Source organism: Pseudomonas sp. P1_A1, assembly GCF_056406935.1.
Genome location: NZ_JBFTZE010000021.1, coordinates 60181 through 77945, shown reverse-complemented (window position 1 = coordinate 77945; position 17765 = coordinate 60181). Strand labels below are relative to the sequence as shown.

General features: G+C 60.3%; 16 protein-coding genes, 1 tRNA gene and 2 pseudogenes. 15 read left to right on the top strand and 4 right to left on the bottom strand.

The window, feature by feature from the left end:
• Window positions 1–5: 5 nt before the first annotated feature.
• Genes pgaB through pgaD form a run of 3 tightly spaced genes read left to right on the top strand, consistent with a single transcriptional unit; the run spans window position 6 to window position 3884 of the window.
• The gene (pgaB, locus tag AC1D2Q_RS25230; RefSeq protein ID WP_477814930.1) at window positions 6–2003 is read left to right on the top strand and encodes a poly-beta-1,6-N-acetyl-D-glucosamine N-deacetylase PgaB; all 1998 of its coding nucleotides are present in this window, start codon (window positions 6–8) and stop codon (window positions 2001–2003) included.
• A 1-nt stretch (window position 2004) separates the two neighbouring features.
• Window positions 2005–3360, top strand: a complete 1356-nt coding sequence (gene pgaC / locus AC1D2Q_RS25225) for a poly-beta-1,6-N-acetyl-D-glucosamine synthase (RefSeq protein WP_018929378.1) — start codon at window positions 2005–2007, stop codon at window positions 3358–3360.
• On the top strand, window positions 3357–3884 hold the full coding sequence (gene pgaD / locus AC1D2Q_RS25220; RefSeq protein WP_477814929.1) for a poly-beta-1,6-N-acetyl-D-glucosamine biosynthesis protein PgaD: 528 nt from the start codon (window positions 3357–3359) through the stop codon (window positions 3882–3884). Before pgaC ends, pgaD begins: the two co-directional genes overlap by 4 nt.
• Before the next feature lie 23 nt (window positions 3885–3907).
• Here pgaD and AC1D2Q_RS25215 read toward each other — a convergent pair whose 3' ends face one another.
• Window positions 3908–5437, bottom strand: a complete 1530-nt coding sequence (locus AC1D2Q_RS25215) for an FAD-dependent oxidoreductase (RefSeq protein WP_477814928.1) — start codon at window positions 5435–5437, stop codon at window positions 3908–3910.
• A gap of 140 nt (window positions 5438–5577) precedes the next feature.
• On the opposite strand from AC1D2Q_RS25215, the gene AC1D2Q_RS25210 reads away from it, so the two are divergent.
• The 7 genes and pseudogenes from AC1D2Q_RS25210 to AC1D2Q_RS25180 all read left to right on the top strand — a co-directional run.
• On the top strand, window positions 5578–6138 hold the full coding sequence (locus AC1D2Q_RS25210) for a YbhB/YbcL family Raf kinase inhibitor-like protein (RefSeq protein ID WP_477814927.1): 561 nt from the start codon (window positions 5578–5580) through the stop codon (window positions 6136–6138).
• 87 nt (window positions 6139–6225) lie between these two features.
• A complete protein-coding gene (locus AC1D2Q_RS25205; protein ID WP_477814926.1) occupies window positions 6226–7959 on the top strand; it encodes a vWA domain-containing protein in 1734 nt (577 codons plus the stop codon).
• Between the two features lie 8 nt (window positions 7960–7967).
• Window positions 7968–8549, top strand: coding sequence for an RNA polymerase sigma factor (locus AC1D2Q_RS25200; RefSeq protein ID WP_477814925.1), 582 nt, complete (start codon window positions 7968–7970; stop codon window positions 8547–8549).
• Complete coding sequence (locus AC1D2Q_RS25195) at window positions 8546–9145, top strand: hypothetical protein (protein WP_477814924.1); 600 nt, start codon at window positions 8546–8548, stop codon at window positions 9143–9145. Before AC1D2Q_RS25200 ends, AC1D2Q_RS25195 begins: the two co-directional genes overlap by 4 nt.
• A 20-nt stretch (window positions 9146–9165) precedes the next feature.
• Window positions 9166–9435, top strand: coding sequence for a hypothetical protein (locus AC1D2Q_RS25190; RefSeq protein WP_477814923.1), 270 nt, complete (start codon window positions 9166–9168; stop codon window positions 9433–9435).
• Between the two features lie 129 nt (window positions 9436–9564).
• Window positions 9565–9696, top strand: a pseudogene (locus AC1D2Q_RS25185) (type II toxin-antitoxin system HicA family toxin); the annotation flags it as partial.
• Window positions 9693–9875, top strand: a pseudogene (locus AC1D2Q_RS25180) (type II toxin-antitoxin system HicB family antitoxin); the annotation flags it as partial. The pseudogenes AC1D2Q_RS25185 and AC1D2Q_RS25180, both read left to right, overlap by 4 nt.
• A 140-nt stretch (window positions 9876–10015) precedes the next feature.
• Here the strand turns inward: AC1D2Q_RS25180 and AC1D2Q_RS25175 are convergent.
• Window positions 10016–10309 carry a DUF3077 domain-containing protein gene (locus AC1D2Q_RS25175; protein WP_007941022.1) on the bottom strand — a complete coding sequence of 98 codons (294 nt, stop codon included), beginning with the start codon at window positions 10307–10309 and terminating at the stop codon, window positions 10016–10018.
• Between the two features lie 719 nt (window positions 10310–11028).
• Here AC1D2Q_RS25175 and AC1D2Q_RS25170 point away from each other — a divergent pair.
• Window positions 11029–11328, top strand: coding sequence for a type II toxin-antitoxin system prevent-host-death family antitoxin (locus AC1D2Q_RS25170; protein ID WP_019581695.1), 300 nt, complete (start codon window positions 11029–11031; stop codon window positions 11326–11328).
• Window positions 11325–11633, top strand: coding sequence for a type II toxin-antitoxin system RelE/ParE family toxin (locus AC1D2Q_RS25165; RefSeq protein ID WP_081625773.1), 309 nt, complete (start codon window positions 11325–11327; stop codon window positions 11631–11633). The genes AC1D2Q_RS25170 and AC1D2Q_RS25165 overlap by 4 nt, the downstream gene beginning before the upstream one ends.
• A gap of 76 nt (window positions 11634–11709) precedes the next feature.
• Here AC1D2Q_RS25165 and AC1D2Q_RS25160 read toward each other — a convergent pair.
• Window positions 11710–11786: transfer RNA gene (locus AC1D2Q_RS25160), tRNA-Arg, on the bottom strand.
• Window positions 11787–12135: 349 nt separating this feature from the next.
• Between AC1D2Q_RS25160 and gabD the strand changes: the two genes are divergently transcribed.
• The 3 genes from gabD to AC1D2Q_RS25145 all read left to right on the top strand — a co-directional run bounded on the left by gabD (window position 12136) and on the right by AC1D2Q_RS25145 (window position 16404).
• Window positions 12136–13578 carry an NADP-dependent succinate-semialdehyde dehydrogenase gene (gene gabD, locus AC1D2Q_RS25155; RefSeq protein WP_477814922.1) on the top strand — a complete coding sequence of 481 codons (1443 nt, stop codon included), beginning with the start codon at window positions 12136–12138 and terminating at the stop codon, window positions 13576–13578.
• A gap of 197 nt (window positions 13579–13775) precedes the next feature.
• On the top strand, window positions 13776–15053 hold the full coding sequence (gabT, locus tag AC1D2Q_RS25150) for a 4-aminobutyrate--2-oxoglutarate transaminase (RefSeq protein WP_018929369.1): 1278 nt from the start codon (window positions 13776–13778) through the stop codon (window positions 15051–15053).
• 136 nt (window positions 15054–15189) lie between these two features.
• Complete coding sequence (locus AC1D2Q_RS25145) at window positions 15190–16404, top strand: HDOD domain-containing protein (RefSeq protein ID WP_477814921.1); 1215 nt, start codon at window positions 15190–15192, stop codon at window positions 16402–16404.
• Between the two features lie 129 nt (window positions 16405–16533).
• Here the strand turns inward: AC1D2Q_RS25145 and AC1D2Q_RS25140 are convergent, their stop codons facing one another.
• A complete protein-coding gene (locus tag AC1D2Q_RS25140; protein ID WP_477814920.1) occupies window positions 16534–17523 on the bottom strand; it encodes a GGDEF domain-containing protein in 990 nt (329 codons plus the stop codon).
• Window positions 17524–17765: the final 242 nt, after the last annotated feature.

Genomic DNA, 17765 nt, shown 5'->3' with positions numbered 1-17765 from the left:
TGAAGATGCCTTTTATTTCGCGTTTCATCCTCCTGCTGGGAGTGCTGTTGATCAGCGCCTGTGCCCAGCAAGCCCCAGCCTTCGCGCCGCCGTCCGAACGCACGGTGTCGGCCAATGAAAAACCCTGGCCGAAAAACCATGTGCTGGGGATCGCGTACCACGATGTCGAAGACCGCGACCCCGATCAGGCGGTGGTGGCCGTGCGCACCGAACGCATGATCGAGCAACTGGCATGGCTGCGGGAGAACAACTACACACCGGTCACCGTCGATCAGGTCATGGCCGCTCGCAACGGCGGTCCCGAGCTGCCGCCACGGGCGATCATGCTGAGTTTCGATGATGGTTATTCGAGCTTCTACACCCGCGTAATGCCGGTGCTGCGCGCCTATAACTGGCACGCCTTGCTGGCGCCGGTCGGGGTGTGGATCGACACGCCGCTGAACCAGCCAGTGGATTTCGCCGGTACACCGCGCAAGCGTTCGGATTTCCTGACCTGGGAGCAGATCCGCGAGATTTCCCGGTCCGGCCTGGTGGAAATCGCCGCCCACACCGACGCCAGCCACAAAGGCGTGCTGGCCAACCCGCAAGGCAACCTGCAACCGGCAGCCGCGACCCGGCGCTATGACGCCGCGACCGGTCGCTATGAAACCGAAGCCCAATTCCAGGCGCGGATGCGCGCCGACGTAGCGGCCATTTCGGAGAAGATCCGCAAGGCCACCGGTTACAAGCCGCGGGTCTGGGTCTGGCCATACGGCACTGCGGATGGCACCTCGCTGCAAGTGATCAACGACCAGGGTTATCAGATGGCCCTGACCCTGGACGACGGCCTCGATGCCCTCGACAACCTGATGAGCAGCCCGCGCTTTCTGGTGGCCTCGGACCCGGATGGCGAACACTTCGCCAACAGCATCGTCTCGGTGCAGTCCGAGTCGCCGATGCGCGTGGTGCATGTGGACCTGGATAACGTCTACGACCCGGACCCGGCCCAACAGGAAGTCAACCTCGGCAAACTGATCCAGCGCATGGCCGACATGGGCGCCAACACGGTGTTCCTGCAAGCCTTCGCCGACCCCGCGGGCGATGGCCTGGTGCACTCGCTGTACTTCCCCAACCGCCACCTGCCGATGCGCGCCGATATCTTCGATCGCGTGGCCTGGCAGTTGCGCACCCGGGCTCACGTCAAAGTCTATGCCTGGATGCCGGTGCTGAGTTTTGCCCTGGATTCGAAGTTGCCGCGTGTTACTCGCTGGGACCCGAAAACCGGCACCACGTCAGTTGATCCTGACCAGTACAAGCGCTTGTCACCGTTCGATCCGAACGTGCGGCGCATCATTGGTGAAATCTACGAAGACGTGGCACGCCTGACCTCGGTCGACGGCATTCTCTATCACGATGACGCCGTGCTGTCGGACTTCGAAGACGCCGGCCCCGACGCCCTGAAAGTCTATGCGGCCAACGGCCTGCCCGGTTCGATTGCCGCCCTGCGCGACGATCCGGCCACCCTGCAACGCTGGACGCGGTTCAAGAGCCGCTACCTGATCGATTTCACCCATGAGCTGACCGCCAAGGTCCGCGCCATTCGCGGCCCGCAGGTAAGCACGGCGCGCAATATTTTCGCCGGGCCGATGCTCAACCCCGAGAGCGAAGCCTGGTTCGCGCAGAACCTCGACGACTTCCTGGGCGCCTACGACTGGACAGCGCCGATGGCCATGCCACTGATGGAAAAACAGAGCCTCCAGCAATCCGGCCCCTGGCTCGAAACGCTGGTAGCGACGGTCAAATCGCGTCCCGGCGCCCTCGATCGCACGGTGTTCGAGTTGCAGGCCCGCGACTGGACGAAAAACAAAGACTCCGACATCGACGGCGTGCAGTTGGCCGACTGGATGGGCCGCCTCAAGCGTCAGGGCGCCACCAGTTTCGGCTACTACCCGGACGACTTTCTCGAAAACCAGCCGGACCTGAAAACCGTGCGGCCCGCGCTCTCCAACAAGTGGAATCCATAACATGCTGGACAGACTTCTGGCCCTATTGGTTCTGGCGATCGTCCTTGGGGTTCCCCTCGGGCTGATCTTTCTGGTCACCGGGCAATTCCTGATGGACTTCGTGTTCTTCTACCCACTGTTCATGTCGGGGCTGTGGATCGCCGGCGGCCTGTATTTCTGGCTGCACTGGGAGCGGCACTGGCCGTGGCAGGACGACACCTTGCCGCCGCCGCTGGCCGGCGAACCGCTGATCTCGATCCTGATCCCTTGCTACAACGAAGGCGATAACGCCGCCGATACCATCCACGCAGCGCTGGCCCAGCATTACCCGAACATAGAAGTGATCGCGATCAACGACGGCTCCAAGGACAACACCGCTGCGGTGCTCGACGCACTGGCGGCGCAGGATCCGCGTTTGCGGGTGCTGCACCTGGCGGAGAACCAGGGCAAAGCGGTTGCCCTGCGCATGGGCGCCATCGCGGCGCGCAGCGAGTACCTGGTGTGTATCGACGGTGACGCGCTGCTGGCGCCCAACACCGCGGCCTATCTGGTGGCGCCGATGCTCGACAACGCGCGACTGGGCGCCGTGACCGGCAACCCGCGAATCCGCACCCGTTCGACTCTGATCGGCCGGGTACAGGTCGGCGAGTTCTCCTCGATCATCGGCCTGATCAAGCGCACCCAGCGGGTGTTCGGGCGGATCTTTACCGTCTCCGGGGTGATCGTCGCCTTCCGTCGCACGGCCCTGAACCGGGTCGGCTACTGGAGCCCGGACATGATCACCGAAGACATCGACATCAGTTGGAAGCTGCAACTGGATCACTGGAGCATTTTCTACGAGCCCCGCGCGTTGTGCTGGATCCTCATGCCGGAAACCCTCGGCGGCCTGTGGAAGCAGCGCCTGCGCTGGGCCCAGGGCGGCGCCGAGGTGTTGTTCAAGAACATCCGGGGCATCTGGCAATACCGCCATCGTTATCTGTGGCCGCTGTTGTTCGAATACTGCCTGTCCACCGGTTGGGCCTTCACCTTCCTGTTGTCGGTGATTTTCTGGGGTGTCGGCAACTTCGTCGAAATGCCGCCCGCCATTGCCGTCCATCACCTGATGCCACCGGCCTTTACCGGGCTGCTATTGGCGGTGGTTTGCCTGGTGCAATTCGCGGTCAGCATCATGATCGACCGACGTTACGAAAAGGGACTCGGCAGGACCATGTTCTGGGTGGTCTGGTATCCGCTGGTGTTCTGGTTCATCAGCCTGCTCACCACCCTGGTCAGCTTTCCCAAAGTGCTGTTCGGCCAACATCAGAAGCGCGCGCGCTGGGTCAGTCCGGACCGGGGCATCAAGCCGCTGGATGACGATGAAGAGGAGGTCATCAAATGAAAATCATCAGAACCCGGCAGCGGCCTTTTCTAGTCGTGATCGATGTTGTCTTCACCGTGCTGGCCTGGATCGGGCTGCTGTATTTGCTGGCGCGGGGTCTGTGGCCGCTGATCGATACCCATGACGGCCCGCGCATCGATGCATCGTTTTTCGACGCCCTCGGCACGTTGCAGATTTACCTGTGGGTGGCGCTGGTGAACGCGGTGATCCTGATTGGCTGGGCGCGTTATCAACAGCGCAAAAGCAAGAGCTTCGCCCAGCGCCGTTTGCCGGCGCCGGTGGTGGATGATCAGGGGCTGAGCAAAAGCTTCAAGCTGACCGGCGACCGGCTGGCGAAACTGCGCACGCCGGGCTCAATGACCATTCACAACGATCAGGAAGGCGATGTCAGCCATGTCGTTACACACTACACCCCGGTCGACCCGTCTCAACTGCCGCCGCCCTTGGCGCCATTGGAACATCCACTGGTGATCCGCCTGCCGGCCGAAGATGATGACAACCGCGAGCCGATAAGCCACATCTGAGCCTGACGCGTTGCAGACGTGCGTCAGGCAAAATCCCGAACCAGGCGCCACGCCTCGTCCACCGACAGCGGTTGTTTCATCCGTTCGGCAAGCATCGCCATGGCGCGCTCCTGATCGCACGCAACCGCTGCCGCCACTACGCCGTTTTTGGCGAACAGACCAATAAACGGTGGATGCTCAGGGTCGCCCTTGAACTCAACCTCGTCCCAGGCCTCGGCGTGTCCGAGGTAGTCGTAGTTTTTGCCGAAGTGCCAGGTCCAGAAATACGGCACGTCGAGGTAGCGTTCGTCGCCGCCGAGCATATTCGCCGCCGCAATCCGCGCCTGTTGCTGGGCCAGGCGCCAGTGTTCGATCCGTTGGGGCTGGCCATTGAGCGGGAAGGTCGCGATATCGCCGACGGCCCACAGCCCGTCAGTCACGCGCATGCCGCCGTCGACCTTCAATGACTGATCTTTTTCCTTCGGCAGATCGGTAAACGGGGTGGTCGCCGGGGTGACGCCAATGCCGACCAGCACCAGATCCGCCGGCAAGCGCTGACCGTTGTCCAGCAGCACCGCTTCGACTTTGCCTGTGCCTTCGATCTTTGCCGCTTCGCCATCGGTATGAAACACCACGCCATTGGCCTCGTGCAGGGCACGAATCGCCTTGCCGACGGCCTCGCCGAATTGCGCCTCGAAAGGGATGGCATGGCGCGTCAGGACGGTGACATCGAGGCCGTATTGACGCAGGGATGAAGCGGATTCCAGACCAATGAAGCTGCCGCCGATAATCACTGCCCTTTGACCCGGTTTTGCGGTGGTCAGAATCTGCTGCGCCTGCGCCTTCGAGCGCAACACGAACACCTGCGGCAGATCGGCGCCTGGCAGCGACAGGGATTTTGGTATGCCGCCGGTGGCAATCACCGCGGCGTCATAGCTCAACGATTGACCATCGGCCAGGCGCAGGGTCCGGCTCGGTGCATCCAGGCCCATCACATCGCTGTTTATCCGTTCAATGCGCTGTTCACGATAAAAATCTTCATCGCGCAGCGGCGGAACTTCGTCTGGTGGCATCTCCCCGGCAATCACGAATTTGCTCAATGCCGTACGGTCGTATCCGGCCTCGGGCTCACGGTCGATCAGTAGCACCCGACCGCCGAAGCCTTTCTCCCGCAACGCCGCCGCACAGGCTGTACCGGCGGCACCAGCGCCGATGATCGCAAAGGTGCGCTTATCGTCCGCCGGCGGTGTGCTGGGGCTGGGCATCGGCTGGTCATCGACCCAGACCTTATCGTCGCGCAATTCCAGCGGGTAGCGCCGCAGACTGTCCAGGGACGGTGGCTCGCACAGCGCGCCGTCTTCGAGCCGATAGGCTGCCTTGTGCCACGGGCAGATCAGCCGTCCCTCACACAGCGCACCTTTGGCCAAGGGAGCCCCGGCGTGGGGACATTTGCCCTGATAGGCGCGCAATTGATCGCCGACCCGCAGCAAGACGATTTTCATCTTGTCGATACGGACCTCAAGGCCACGGTCGAGGGGCACATCGGCAAAACGGGCGACGCGGTGCAGTGCCATGATCGATCTCCAGGCAGGTGTTTCACTTAGGAGTTTGGTGCTTATTCACAGGTTCAGCCAATTCCCTCTGCCACCGCACGAACGGTCCGGCTATAGTTTGCGTGCCGACGACGGCCCCACCCCGCACAAGGTGCTCCGGTATGACCCGATTGACCTCTTTGAACCCTTGGCTGGCGGCCGTTGCAGTCGCCCTTTGCGTGCAGTTGCCAGCGCAGGCCCAGGAGCGTTTCACCCTCAGCATCCCCGGTGTTTCGGACAATCGGCTGTTCACGTCGGCGGAAGCCAGCGATGCCAGCGGTTGCGGCGGCAAGAATCAGTCCCCGGCCCTGAGCTGGAGCGCCGGGCCCCCGGGCACCCTCAGCTACGCCATCGTCATGCACGACCCGGACGGCCAGAAAGGCTTGGGCGTCGATCACTGGATTCATTACGGCATCAAGGCCACGACACGGCAGATCCCGGCTGGTGTCGGCGCCAAATCCACTCTCGAAGGCGTGGGTGGCACCAACATCAAAGGCACCACTCACTACGTTGGCCCGTGCCCGCCCATCGGTGACAGCTCCCATCACTACATCATTCAGATCTACGCCCTGGACCTGGCGCCAGAAGCCTTGCCCGCCGGCCTGACCCGCGCGCAGCTGCTGGAACAGGTAAAAGGCCATGTGTTGAAAAACAGCAGCGTGGTGCGGCGTTATCACCGCTGAAGATTTTTCACTTCGGCTTAACCCGAACTGATCGGGCTGTCCGTCTCAGAGGATGAATGAGTCAATTTCCTCCTGAGGTCAGCCCCCATGTCCCTCCCTCTGCATGTCCTCCGCCCGGCCGCCCAGGGTTTCGCCGCCGGGTTGTTGCTGGCCGTTGCCGGTTGCGGCGGATCATCCACTCCACCCTCTGAGACGGGCAACCCGGCAGCGGTTGCGCCCCCGGCTCAAAATGCGCCGAAAACTGAAGCATTAGTGCGCGAATCGGCCATGGCGGACACCGCGATGGCCAAACGCAGCGCACGACCGGGCCCGCTGGTCGCTTTCGCGCCGGTGCCCGCCGGTGAAACTTATCCACAGGGCTACCGGGATGAACAGCGCGAGCAATATCAGGCGCTGGCCGATAACCCGATTCACAGCGTGGCTGAAGCGCCGGTCTCGACCTTCAGCGCCGATGTCGATACCGGCGCGTACGCCAATGTCCGGCGCTTGCTCAATCAAGGGCGTTTGCCGCCGGAAGGGGCGGTGCGGCTGGAAGAGATGGTCAATTACTTCCCCTACGATTACGCCTTGCCCACCGACGGCTCGCCATTTGGCGTGACCACCGAACTGGCGCCGTCACCCTGGAACCCGCATACCCGATTGCTGCGTATCGGCATCAAGGCCTCCGATCGCGCGGTGGCAACGCTGGCCCCAGCGAACCTGGTATTTCTGGTGGACGTGTCCGGCTCCATGGACCGTCGCGAAGGCCTTCCTCTGGTCAAAAGCACCCTGAAATTGCTGGTCGATCAATTGCGCGAGCAGGACCGGGTTTCGCTGGTGGTCTACGCCGGAGAATCCCGTGTGGTGCTGGAGCCGACTTCCGGACGGGAAAAAGCGAAAATTCGTACCGCCATCGAGCAATTGACGGCGGGCGGTTCGACGGCCGGCGCGTCGGGTATCGAACTGGCTTACCAAATGGCACAACAGGCGTTTATCCCCAAAGGCATCAACCGCATCCTGCTGGCCACTGACGGTGACTTCAACGTCGGTATCAGCGACTTCGACAGCCTCAAGCAAATGGCTGTGGATAAACGCAAGACCGGCGTGTCCCTGACCACCCTGGGTTTTGGTGTGGATAACTACAATGAACACCTGATGGAACAACTGGCCGACGCCGGCGACGGTAACTACGCCTACATCGACAACCTGCGCGAGGCGCGCAAAGTGCTGGTGGATCAACTCGGCTCAACCCTCGCGGTGGTGGCGAAAAACGTGAAGCTGCAGGTGGAGTTCAACCCGGCTCAGGTCAGCGAATATCGGCTGTTGGGTTATGAGAACCGCGCCTTGAAGCGTGAGGATTTCAGCAACGACAAGGTCGACGCCGGAGAAATCGGCGCAGGGCATACGGTGACAGCGCTGTACGAAATTGTGCCCAAGGGCGAGAAGGGCTGGCTGGAACCGTTGCGCTACGGCAATTCCGGGGCAGAAGTTTCCGCAAAAACCGGAGAATTGGCGATGCTGCGGGTGCGTTATCAGTTGCCGGAAGGTGGGAACAGTCGCTTGATCGAACGGCCAATACTGAAGGGCGAGGCCGGTAAACTCTCGGCCGCCAGCGATGACCTGCGCTTTGCCGCCGCCGTCGCTGCCTTTTCCCAGCAGCTCAAGGATGGGCGCTACACCGGTAATTTCAGCCTGAAAGACACCGAAGCCCTGGCCCGTGGCGCACGGGGTGACGATCAGTTCGGCCTGCGCGGTGAGTTCGTGCAATTGGTGGAGCTGGCGCAAAGCCTGCGAACCTCCACCGCCTCGAATCAATCGCCCAACGACAACCGGATAGAGTGAAAGCTGACATGTCCGATCCAGCAATCAGCTCCGCCGCCGGCAGTGATGAATCGCTGCTGGCGCGCTACCGCTCGGGCGACGGGCCGGCGTTCGAAGTTTTGTACGCCCGCCACCGCCAGGGCCTGTATCGCTTCCTCCTCGGCCTCAGCGGTAAACCCGAACTGGCCGAAGAGGTGTACCAGGAAACCTGGCTGAGCCTGATCCGCAGCACCAGTCAGCCACAAGGCCGGGCGAACTTTCGTACCTGGCTCTACCAGATTGCCCGCAACCGACTGATCGATCACTGGCGCAAACACGGCATCCACAACCCCTTCCACGACAGCTATGACGAACAGGCCCACGCACTGATCGACGACGCCGCCGACCCCGAACAACTGCTGAGCCTGAGCCGCGACAGCCAACGCCTCGAAGCGGCCCTGCAAACCCTGCCCGCCGACCAGCGCGAAGTGTTCCTGCTACGCGCCCACGGCGACCTCGACCTGCCGCAGATCGCCACCCTCACCGAAACACCGCTGGAAACCGTTAAAAGCCGCTTGCGCTACGCCCAGCAAAAACTGCGTCGGCTGCTGGCCGAGGAGGTACTGACATGACTGACGCCAAACAGACACCGCCATCGGCCGACGATGAAGTGCTCAAGCATTTTCGCGATCACAGCAGCGGCGAACCACCGGCGCACCTCGACGCCTTCATCCTCGCCACCGCCCACCGCGAAGCCCCCGCGCCGAAGCCGAACCTGTGGCAACGCTGGCTCCGCGCCTGCCAACAGCCCCGTTGGCAAGTCGCGTTCGCAAGCCTGGTCGGGATTGCGCTGATGCTGGCGCTGGTGCAACGCACGCCGGAACAACTGCCGGGTTACGACTTCGCGCCTGCGCCGAAAGCCTCCGCCCCGGCTGCTAAACCGGAAGCCGCTGCCCGCTTCCAGGCTACGCCCGCACCGGCTGCGCCGATGGCGGATTTTGCTGCACCTATGCAACGTGAATCGATCAACAGCGAAATGGCCGACGAAGCCAAACTCAGCAAACGCGCCGCCGCGCCGGTCCAGTCACTGGATGATCAATTACGTGAGGTGATACGCCTGCAAGACGCCGGACAAACCCAAGCCGCCGAAGCGCTGATGACGACATTGCACAAGCGCTTTCCCAAGGAAAACCTTGCGGAAAAACTCAAGGATTTGCAGAAAAAATGAGCTGAACAGCGGTCGACGATTTGGCAACAACACCCGAAAGCGCGCACTATCGGCCTATAGCCGATGCGTTGGAGGATGCCGTGGCCCAAAAAATCGACCGCATCGCCCAAATGCTCAACTGCCCGGTGAAGGGTGAGGAATTAAGGCGAGCAGTGACTGAGAGTCGTAAGGAGTTTCTTCTGGCGAAGCAGGCAGAAGAGGATCTTGAGGAAGACGTTCTTGATGATGAGTTGATCGAGGACGAAGAAGACGATGATGAATACGACGAGTTTGACTGGACGACAGAATGAGAAAACCGCTTTGGCGGTTTTTTGCCATTAAAGAAATGTTGATGGCCCCTGTCGGTTGATGCGCTTCGGTGCTGAGACTGCTCAGGGGTTTTTTATTGCCTGGGATTTTTCCGCCTTACCAATCATGTTGGGTTCCGGGTACGTTTTGAGCTCAACGGTGTGGTCGGCACCTTTCATCGACCACACCCAGACAAAAAAGCAAAGTCCTACCAGGTTCGTGGTGCGCGGGCTTTCCTTGAACAAGCAGGAGTCACCCCATGAACGTAATGAATTACAAAGGCTATGCCGCCCGAATTGAATACAGCGAGGAAGACGGCCTGTTTATCGGCCATATCGCTGGTATTAGAGATGTCGTTGGGTTTCATGGCGAGTCGGTACAGGAACTTCGAAACGCATTTGAAGAGGCCGTCACTGATTATCTGGAAACTTGCGCCAAGCTCTGACGAAGATCGAGCGCATGCCTGACCACTGCTATTGCACGGTTATGCAGTTGCATGAGTGGTAGGACGCCAGAAGCAGCATCTACACGCAATTTTGGAGGCCCCGAATAATCGGGGCGCATTTAAAGGGTGAGTTGCCGCTATTCTGCGGCTTGTTGCGTCGCCGTCTGCGGTGGTTGTGTCAGCACTTTCACCACATCATCAATCACTGCCTTACTCATCGCAGTCAGATAATGCGCGGCCCACGCGTGGCGATCGGTGTCTTTTGCGTAGGCTGCATCCTCAGCAAACGACTTGGCCAGGAACAACAGGTCGGACGCCTGCGCCAATGCTTTGCTAATAGGCACCCCAGCGCTGACACGAAACAGTGGATCGTCTGCACAGTAGAGGCAGGGCGTGAAACCGATGGTTTTTGCTTCTGAATGTTCAGTCATTTGCCACCTCCATTGACGGAGGTGCGGTGGGGGCGCGATTCGAAGTCGGGGTGAGGGATAAGCCTAATTTCGTACGGATTTACATTGCGCATGGTCTAGCTCCTTGACGAGGAACTGCCACTTTTTCGTTACCAAGCGAATGGGTGGCAGCTGTGCGCAGGTTGGTAAACCGGGAGTCAAGGAATCCGGCACGCCCGAAGACGTCCCACGCACAGCCGCCATAACTCAAAATTGCGGGCGTAAACAAACGCCTGCAATTCTCAATGGGGGCGCTGTTGCGCTTAACTCTCGGGTTACCAAGCCCGGTCGCTGAATTGGCAGCGACGGCGGAAGGGTATCGTGCAGGCTGATCTCCTGCAACCGTCGAAAGTCGTAAGGATTTTCTGCTGAATCGGTCGGAAGAAGATGACGTCGATGATCCCAAGGCTAATCGCAAAGTTCGCTAAGTACCCGGCTGGGTATTATCGTCATTTGACGGTCATTTGATTGAACAAGGCGCTGGCAGCAGACAGCAACTGGCCAAGGTGCGGTTTCAGCCGCCTTTGTTCGTGCCGCTCATTTGCCGGTCATTTGACTAGCGAATCTCGATTTAACGACAGCAAAGGAAACCCGTTTCGATGGTTTTTTGTGGGGCAGATGGCCCCGGTCAGTTGCACGTTGACCGTTGTTCGGAAAATCGAGCACTATAAGGTACTATTTTTTGTACCTTTGGAGCCGTCATGGAGCAATTACTTGCGAGTCGGTCGGTCAGTATTACCGAGCTGAAACGCAGCCCAAGTACTGTGATTGAGCAAGCAGGCTCAGAGCCAGTTGCCGTTCTCAACCACAATCGTCCTGCTGCCTACCTTTTGCCGCACGCCGCTTATCAGCAGCTCCTGGATAGATTACGAGCCGCAGAAATATGTGTAGCTATTGCGACCAGCCGCAATGACCCACGTCCGGCCATTGCTGCCGATACCGTGTTTGCCGAGCTTGATGCGCTCATTGATGAGGTCGAAGCAGAGCAGAAGCGCCCATGAGACAATTGTTTTTCTCCGCACTGGCACGAGAGGATCTGCAGCAAATCGCCCGCTACATTGCCCGTGACAATCCGGGTCGAGCTCGGACTTTTGTTGGTGAGCTACGAGTGTGCTGTGCTCGGCTGCTGGATCAGCCTAATCAAGGTATTCCCCGAGATGACTATGCCAGAGGGCTGCGAATGATTTCCCACGGCCGATATTTGATCTTTTATAGTCTTTTCGAGGGCGATGTTCAGATTGAGCGTGTCCTGCATGCCGCAAGGGACGTTGGACGTCTATTCGAATCAGGCAGTGCTGATCACTAGACCCAAACCATTGAAAATGGCTTACCCACAAAAAAGCCCCAGACCCAACGGCCTGAGGCTTTCTCGTTTCTACAGATGGTGCACCAGGCGGGATTCGAACCCACGACCCCTGCCTTCGGAGGGCAGTACTCTATCCAGCTGAGCTACTGGTGCAATGCGGGCGCCATGATACTCATATGCGCTGCGGGCGTCCATGCCGCTGAATCGCCTGCGTTTTTCCAAAGCGTAACCTACGATTGCTACGCTGATCCGAAAAAATAGGCAAATGCGGCGTTTTCGTTCTTTTTTTCGAACAGCCTATTGTCCTTTACCCCCTTTGATCCTAGGATTCGTTTGAGATTTCAAACGCTCTTGTCTGGGTGCTGAACCGCACGAGTTCGATCAGTGCGCTATTTATGTGCTTCAGCCCGGTGAATGATTTCCCTGACGGCAGCCTATAAGGCGCCTTTCTACAATCATAATTCGCTCCGCGCTGGCCGCGGTGCTGTTAAGGAAAGCCGACATGCAGCTTAAAGACACCCAGTTGTTCCGCCAGCAAGCCTTTATCGATGGCGCTTGGGTCGATGCGGACAACGGTCAGACGATCAAGGTCAATAACCCGGCAACGGGCGAAATTCTGGGTACTGTGCCGAAAATGGGCGCTGCCGAAACCCGCCGTGCGATTGAAGCTGCTGATAAAGCGCTGCCGGCCTGGCGTTCACTGACCGCCAAGGAGCGCGCGAACAAGCTGCGTCGCTGGTTCGAGCTGATCATCGAGAACCAGGATGACCTGGCTCGCCTGATGACCCTGGAACAGGGCAAGCCATTGGCTGAAGCCAAGGGCGAGATCGTTTACGCCGCTTCCTTTATCGAGTGGTTCGCCGAAGAAGCCAAGCGCGTCTACGGTGACGTGATTCCGGGCCACCAGCCAGACAAGCGCCTGATCGTGATCAAGCAGCCGATCGGCGTGACCGCTGCGATTACTCCATGGAACTTCCCGGCTGCAATGATCACCCGTAAAGCCGGCCCGGCCCTGGCCGCCGGTTGCACCATGGTGCTCAAGCCTGCTTCGCAAACTCCGTTCTCTGCATTCGCCCTGGCTGAACTGGCCCAGCGTGCCGGTATTCCGAACGGCGTGTTCAGTGTGGTGACCGGCAGCGCCGGCGACATCGGCAGCGAGCTGACCGGCAACCCGATCGTGCGCAAACTGTCGTTCACCGGTTCGACCGAAATCGGGCGTCAGCTGATGACCGAGTGCGCCAAGGACATCAAGAAAGTCTCGCTGGAACTGGGCGGCAACGCGCCGTTCATCGTGTTCGACGACGCGGACCTGGATAAGGCCGTCGAAGGCGCGATCATTTCAAAATACCGCAACAACGGCCAGACCTGCGTCTGCGCCAACCGCCTGTACATTCAGGATTCGGTGTACGACGCGTTCGCCGAAAAACTGAAAGTGGCTGTGGCCAAACTCAAGATCGGCAACGGTCTGGAAGACGGCACCACCACTGGCCCGCTGATTGACGAAAAAGCCGTGGCCAAGGTGCAAGAGCACATTGCTGACGCCGTCGGCAAAGGCGCTACCGTGCTGGCGGGTGGCAAGAGCATGCAAGGCAACTTCTTCGAGCCGACCATCCTGACCAACGTGCCGAACAACGCGGCCGTAGCCAAGGAAGAAACCTTCGGTCCATTGGCACCGCTGTTCCGTTTCAAAGACGAAGCCGACGTGATCGCGATGTCCAACGACACCGAGTTCGGTCTGGCCTCGTACTTCTATGCGCGTGACCTGGGCCGTGTGTTCCGTGTGGCTGAAGCCCTGGAATACGGCATGGTCGGCGTCAACACCGGGTTGATCTCCAACGAAGTCGCGCCGTTCGGCGGCATGAAGGCGTCGGGCCTGGGCCGTGAAGGCTCCAAGTACGGCATCGAAGATTACCTGGAAATCAAATACCTCTGCCTGGGTATCTAAGCTCGAAGGGATAAGCCCGGCAAGGCATTGCTTCAAACGCAAAGGGCACGAGAGCGCTGTCCCTTTGCGCGCTTCAAACGGAATTTTCTCTGTGGCCGGGAACGCTGTGGCAGTCGATCATCGCATGCTGCCGTAGTTGCTTCCCCGCCGCTTAATCCTTGAACCACGCCGACCGATGAGCGGCGAATGAGGAATGTATGAGCAAGACTAACGCTGAGTTGATGGCCCGCCGTACCGCTGCCGTACCCCGTGGTGTTGGCCAGATTCACCCGATCTTCGCCGACCACGCGAAGAACGCCACCGTGACCGACGTTGAAGGTCGTGAGTTCATCGACTTCGCCGGCGGTATCGCCGTGCTGAACACCGGTCACTTGCACCCGAAAGTCATCGCCGCCGTGACTGCGCAGCTGAACAAGCTGACCCACACCTGCTTCCAGGTGCTGGCCTACGAGCCATACGTGGAGGTGTGCGAAAAAATCAACGCCAAGGTGCCAGGTGATTTCGCCAAGAAAACCCTGCTGGTGACCACCGGCTCCGAAGCCGTGGAAAACTCCATCAAGATCGCCCGCGCCGCCACTGGCCGTGCCGGCGTGATCGCGTTCACCGGCGCTTACCACGGTCGCACCATGATGACCCTGGGCCTGACCGGTAAAGTCGTGCCTTACTCGGCCGGCATGGGCCTGATGCCAGGCGGCATCTTCCGCGCGCTGTACCCGAACGAACTGCACGGTGTGAGCATCGACGATTCGATCGCCAGCATCGAGCGCATCTTCAAGAACGACGCCGAGCCGCGTGACATCGCTGCGATCATCATCGAGCCGGTTCAGGGTGAAGGCGGTTTCTACGTCGCGCCTAAAGAGTTCATGAAGCGTCTGCGCGCCCTGTGCGACCAGCACGGCATTCTGTTGATCGCTGACGAAGTGCAAACGGGCGCTGGCCGTACCGGCACCTTCTTCGCCATGGAACAGATGGGCGTCGCCGCCGACCTGACCACCTTCGCCAAATCCATCGCTGGCGGCTTCCCGCTGGCCGGTGTGTGCGGCAAGGCCGAATACATGGACGCCATCGCTCCAGGCGGCCTGGGCGGCACTTACGCCGGTAGCCCGATCGCTTGCGCCGCGGCCCTGGCCGTGATGGAAGTGTTCGAAGAAGAGCACCTGCTGGACCGTTGCAAAGCGGTTGGCGAGCGTCTGGTGACTGGCCTGAAAGCCATTCAGGCCAAATACCCGGTGATCGGCGACGTGCGTGCCCTGGGTGCGATGATCGCTGTCGAGCTGTTCGAAAACGGCGACAGCCACAAGCCGAACCCGGCTGCTGTAGCCGCCGTTGTGGCCAAGGCTCGCGACAAGGGCTTGATCCTGCTGTCGTGTGGCACCTACGGCAACGTTCTGCGCGTGCTGGTACCGCTGACCGCGCCGGACGAGCAACTGGACAAAGGCCTGGCGATCATCGAAGAGTGCTTCGCCGAGCTCTGATCCATTTGTGAACTGATCGACAAAAAACCCGCTTCGGCGGGTTTTTTTATGCCCCTTGAAACAGATCAACGGCAATTGCGCTGTATCGAATGGCCAGCATTGACTAAGGTGCAAGCATTGCCGTTGGAGTGTGCAGATGACTGCTGTGGTGTTACCCGCTGTACCGCGAGTGCTGATTGCCGAGGCGGACCCTTGGTCCCGCGACCTGCTTAAGCAGGTGTTGTTGAATGTGCGCTGCGACGCACGGCTGGACCTGTGTGCCGATGGCCAGGAAACCCTGCACCTGTTGGCGGAAAATCCTTATGACCTGGTGATCGTCGACTGGGAGTTGCCCGGCGTCGATGGCTTGAATGTGTTACGCAGCGTTCGTCAGCGCAAACGTAATCCGCCGTTGCCGTTCATTCTGATGAGCAGCCGCAACGACAGCGCCAGTGTGCGTGAAGCCTTGCCCCTGGCGCCCACGGCGTACCTGACCAAACCCCTGAACATGGAAAACCTGACCCAGCGCTTGCAGGATTTGCTGCTGAACGCGGGTGAAGAGGTGTCCTGCGAAGTGCCCTCACTGGCGCCGGGCATGACCTTGTCGGTGTATCTGGAGCGGCGGCGTGAACTGGCGGACGGCGCGCCGCTGATGACCGATGTGCAGGTGGCGATCAAACGTAGCCTCAATCCCGATGGCCTCGATCTGACGCGGCTTGAAGACGAAATCCGCACCGATCCGCAAGTCACCGCTGTCCTTATTGCTGCCGCCAACAGCGCGGCCAAGCATCATGGCGCGGCTGTGCAAACCCTGTCGCAGGCGCTGCATCGCTTGGGTACCGGGCAAAGCATGAACCTGATTCTGGGCCTCGCCCTCAAGCGCAGTGCCCGGCTCAGTGATCCGCAACTGGCGGACTATGCCGAGCGCTATTGGGAACTGTCCCTGCACACCGCTGAGTACGCGCGGACGCTGGCGCGCTTGCTGGATCTGGATCAGGAGCGTTGTTATTGCGCAGGCATGCTGCATCGCCTCGGCGACCTGGCGTTGCTGCGCTGTTTGCAGGAGTGGAAGCAGGCCGGTGGTGAGCTGGATGAGTGGGAGGAAGTCGGCGATGCCTTGGCCGAATTCGGCGCGGCCTACGGTTCGGCGCTGCGTACCCGCTGGCGCCTGCCGCTGGAGCTGCGTGAGCTGATTGCGGCGGTTTATCAGCTCGGTGGCGGGGTCTACTCTCGCGAAGCGCTGGTGATGAACATGGCCGCGCGACTGGCGCGCCTGACCGAGCATGAGGGGGTCGAGGCATTGGCCAAGAGCCGCACGGCGCGGTTGCTCAAGATCGGATTGCCGGAGTTGATGCGCTTGCGCAAAAAATAGGCTTTGTAGATTGTTCCCATGCTCTGTGTGGGAATGCCGCCCGGGACGCTCCGCGTCCCTTCGCAAGTCGTGACGCAGAGCGTCACTGGATGCATTCCCACGCAGAGCGTGGGAACGATCATCATGGGCTCAGCTGGAGATTATCCGGTTCTTGCCCTGGCGCTTGGCCTGATACATCGCCGCATCGGCGCGGGCGAACAGGCTGTCGAGGTTTTCATCCTCGGGCGTGAGGCTGGTCAGGCCCTGGCTGACGGTGATGCCGAATGTCTGGTCGTCATGGCTGAAACTCAACCGTTGAATCTCCCGTTGCAGGCGCTCGGCCACTTGCATGGCCATGTCCGGTGCACATCCGGGGAACACCGCGGCGAATTCCTCACCGCCGATCCGCCCGAACAGATCACCACGCCGCAGGGCCGCGCGACCGCTCTCGGCGATGCGTTGCAGCACCTTGTCGCCTTCCGGATGGCCGTAGGTGTCGTTGATCACTTTAAAGTCATCGATGTCCAGCAGCAGGAAGGCCAGCGGCTTGCCTTGCAGGCGTGCCTGCTCGAATTCGTGATTGGCACATTCGAAGAAGTGTCGGCGGTTGCTGCTTTGGGTCAGTACGTCGGTGGTGGCCAGGCGGTGGAGCTCGGTTTCCATCTGCTTCTTTTCGGTGATGTCTTCGGCAATGCCAACGATGATCACCGGTTCACCCGGCTCGGCCTGACGGTTGATGAAGCACTTGTCGCTGAGCCAGCGCACCTGGCCGTCGGCGGCGATGATGCGGTATTCGCGGTCTTCAACGGCGCCGTTGACCAGCACTTGCGCCAGGCTGCGCTCGGCGTAGTCCAGATCGTCGGGATAAACACTGTCGCGCCAGTGGTTGTAGTCGGACAGCAACAGGCCGGCGGGGCGGCCGAAGATCCGGTCATAGGCCGGGCTGACGTAGAGGACCTGACGGGTTTCCCAGTTGAATGCCCAAAGCACGGCGTTGACGCTGACCAGCAGCGAGCTGAACAGCTGTTCGCGTTCGCTCAGGCGCGCCACTTCGCCCTGCGCATGCATCAGCGCCATCAGCGTTTGCGCGGCCTCGGGCCACTGCGGAAGGGATGTGTCTTGTAGGTTTTTATTGACCATCGGCACAAGTCTCAAAGGGCGTGCCGCTATTTCGACAGCGGCCAACACAAAGCCCGCCGGGGTGGCGAAGTGTCTTTGAGATAGGAGATTTGGGGCGAAGTTCCCGCTTTTCGTGGCGAGGGAGCTTGCTCCCGCCGGGCGGTATTGGCGACGCGTTTTTTCAGTTAAAACGCGTCGTCAGGTATTGCGGCTGCTGCGCAGCCGAGCGGGAGCAAGCTCCCTCGCCACAGGTGCGCCCCTGA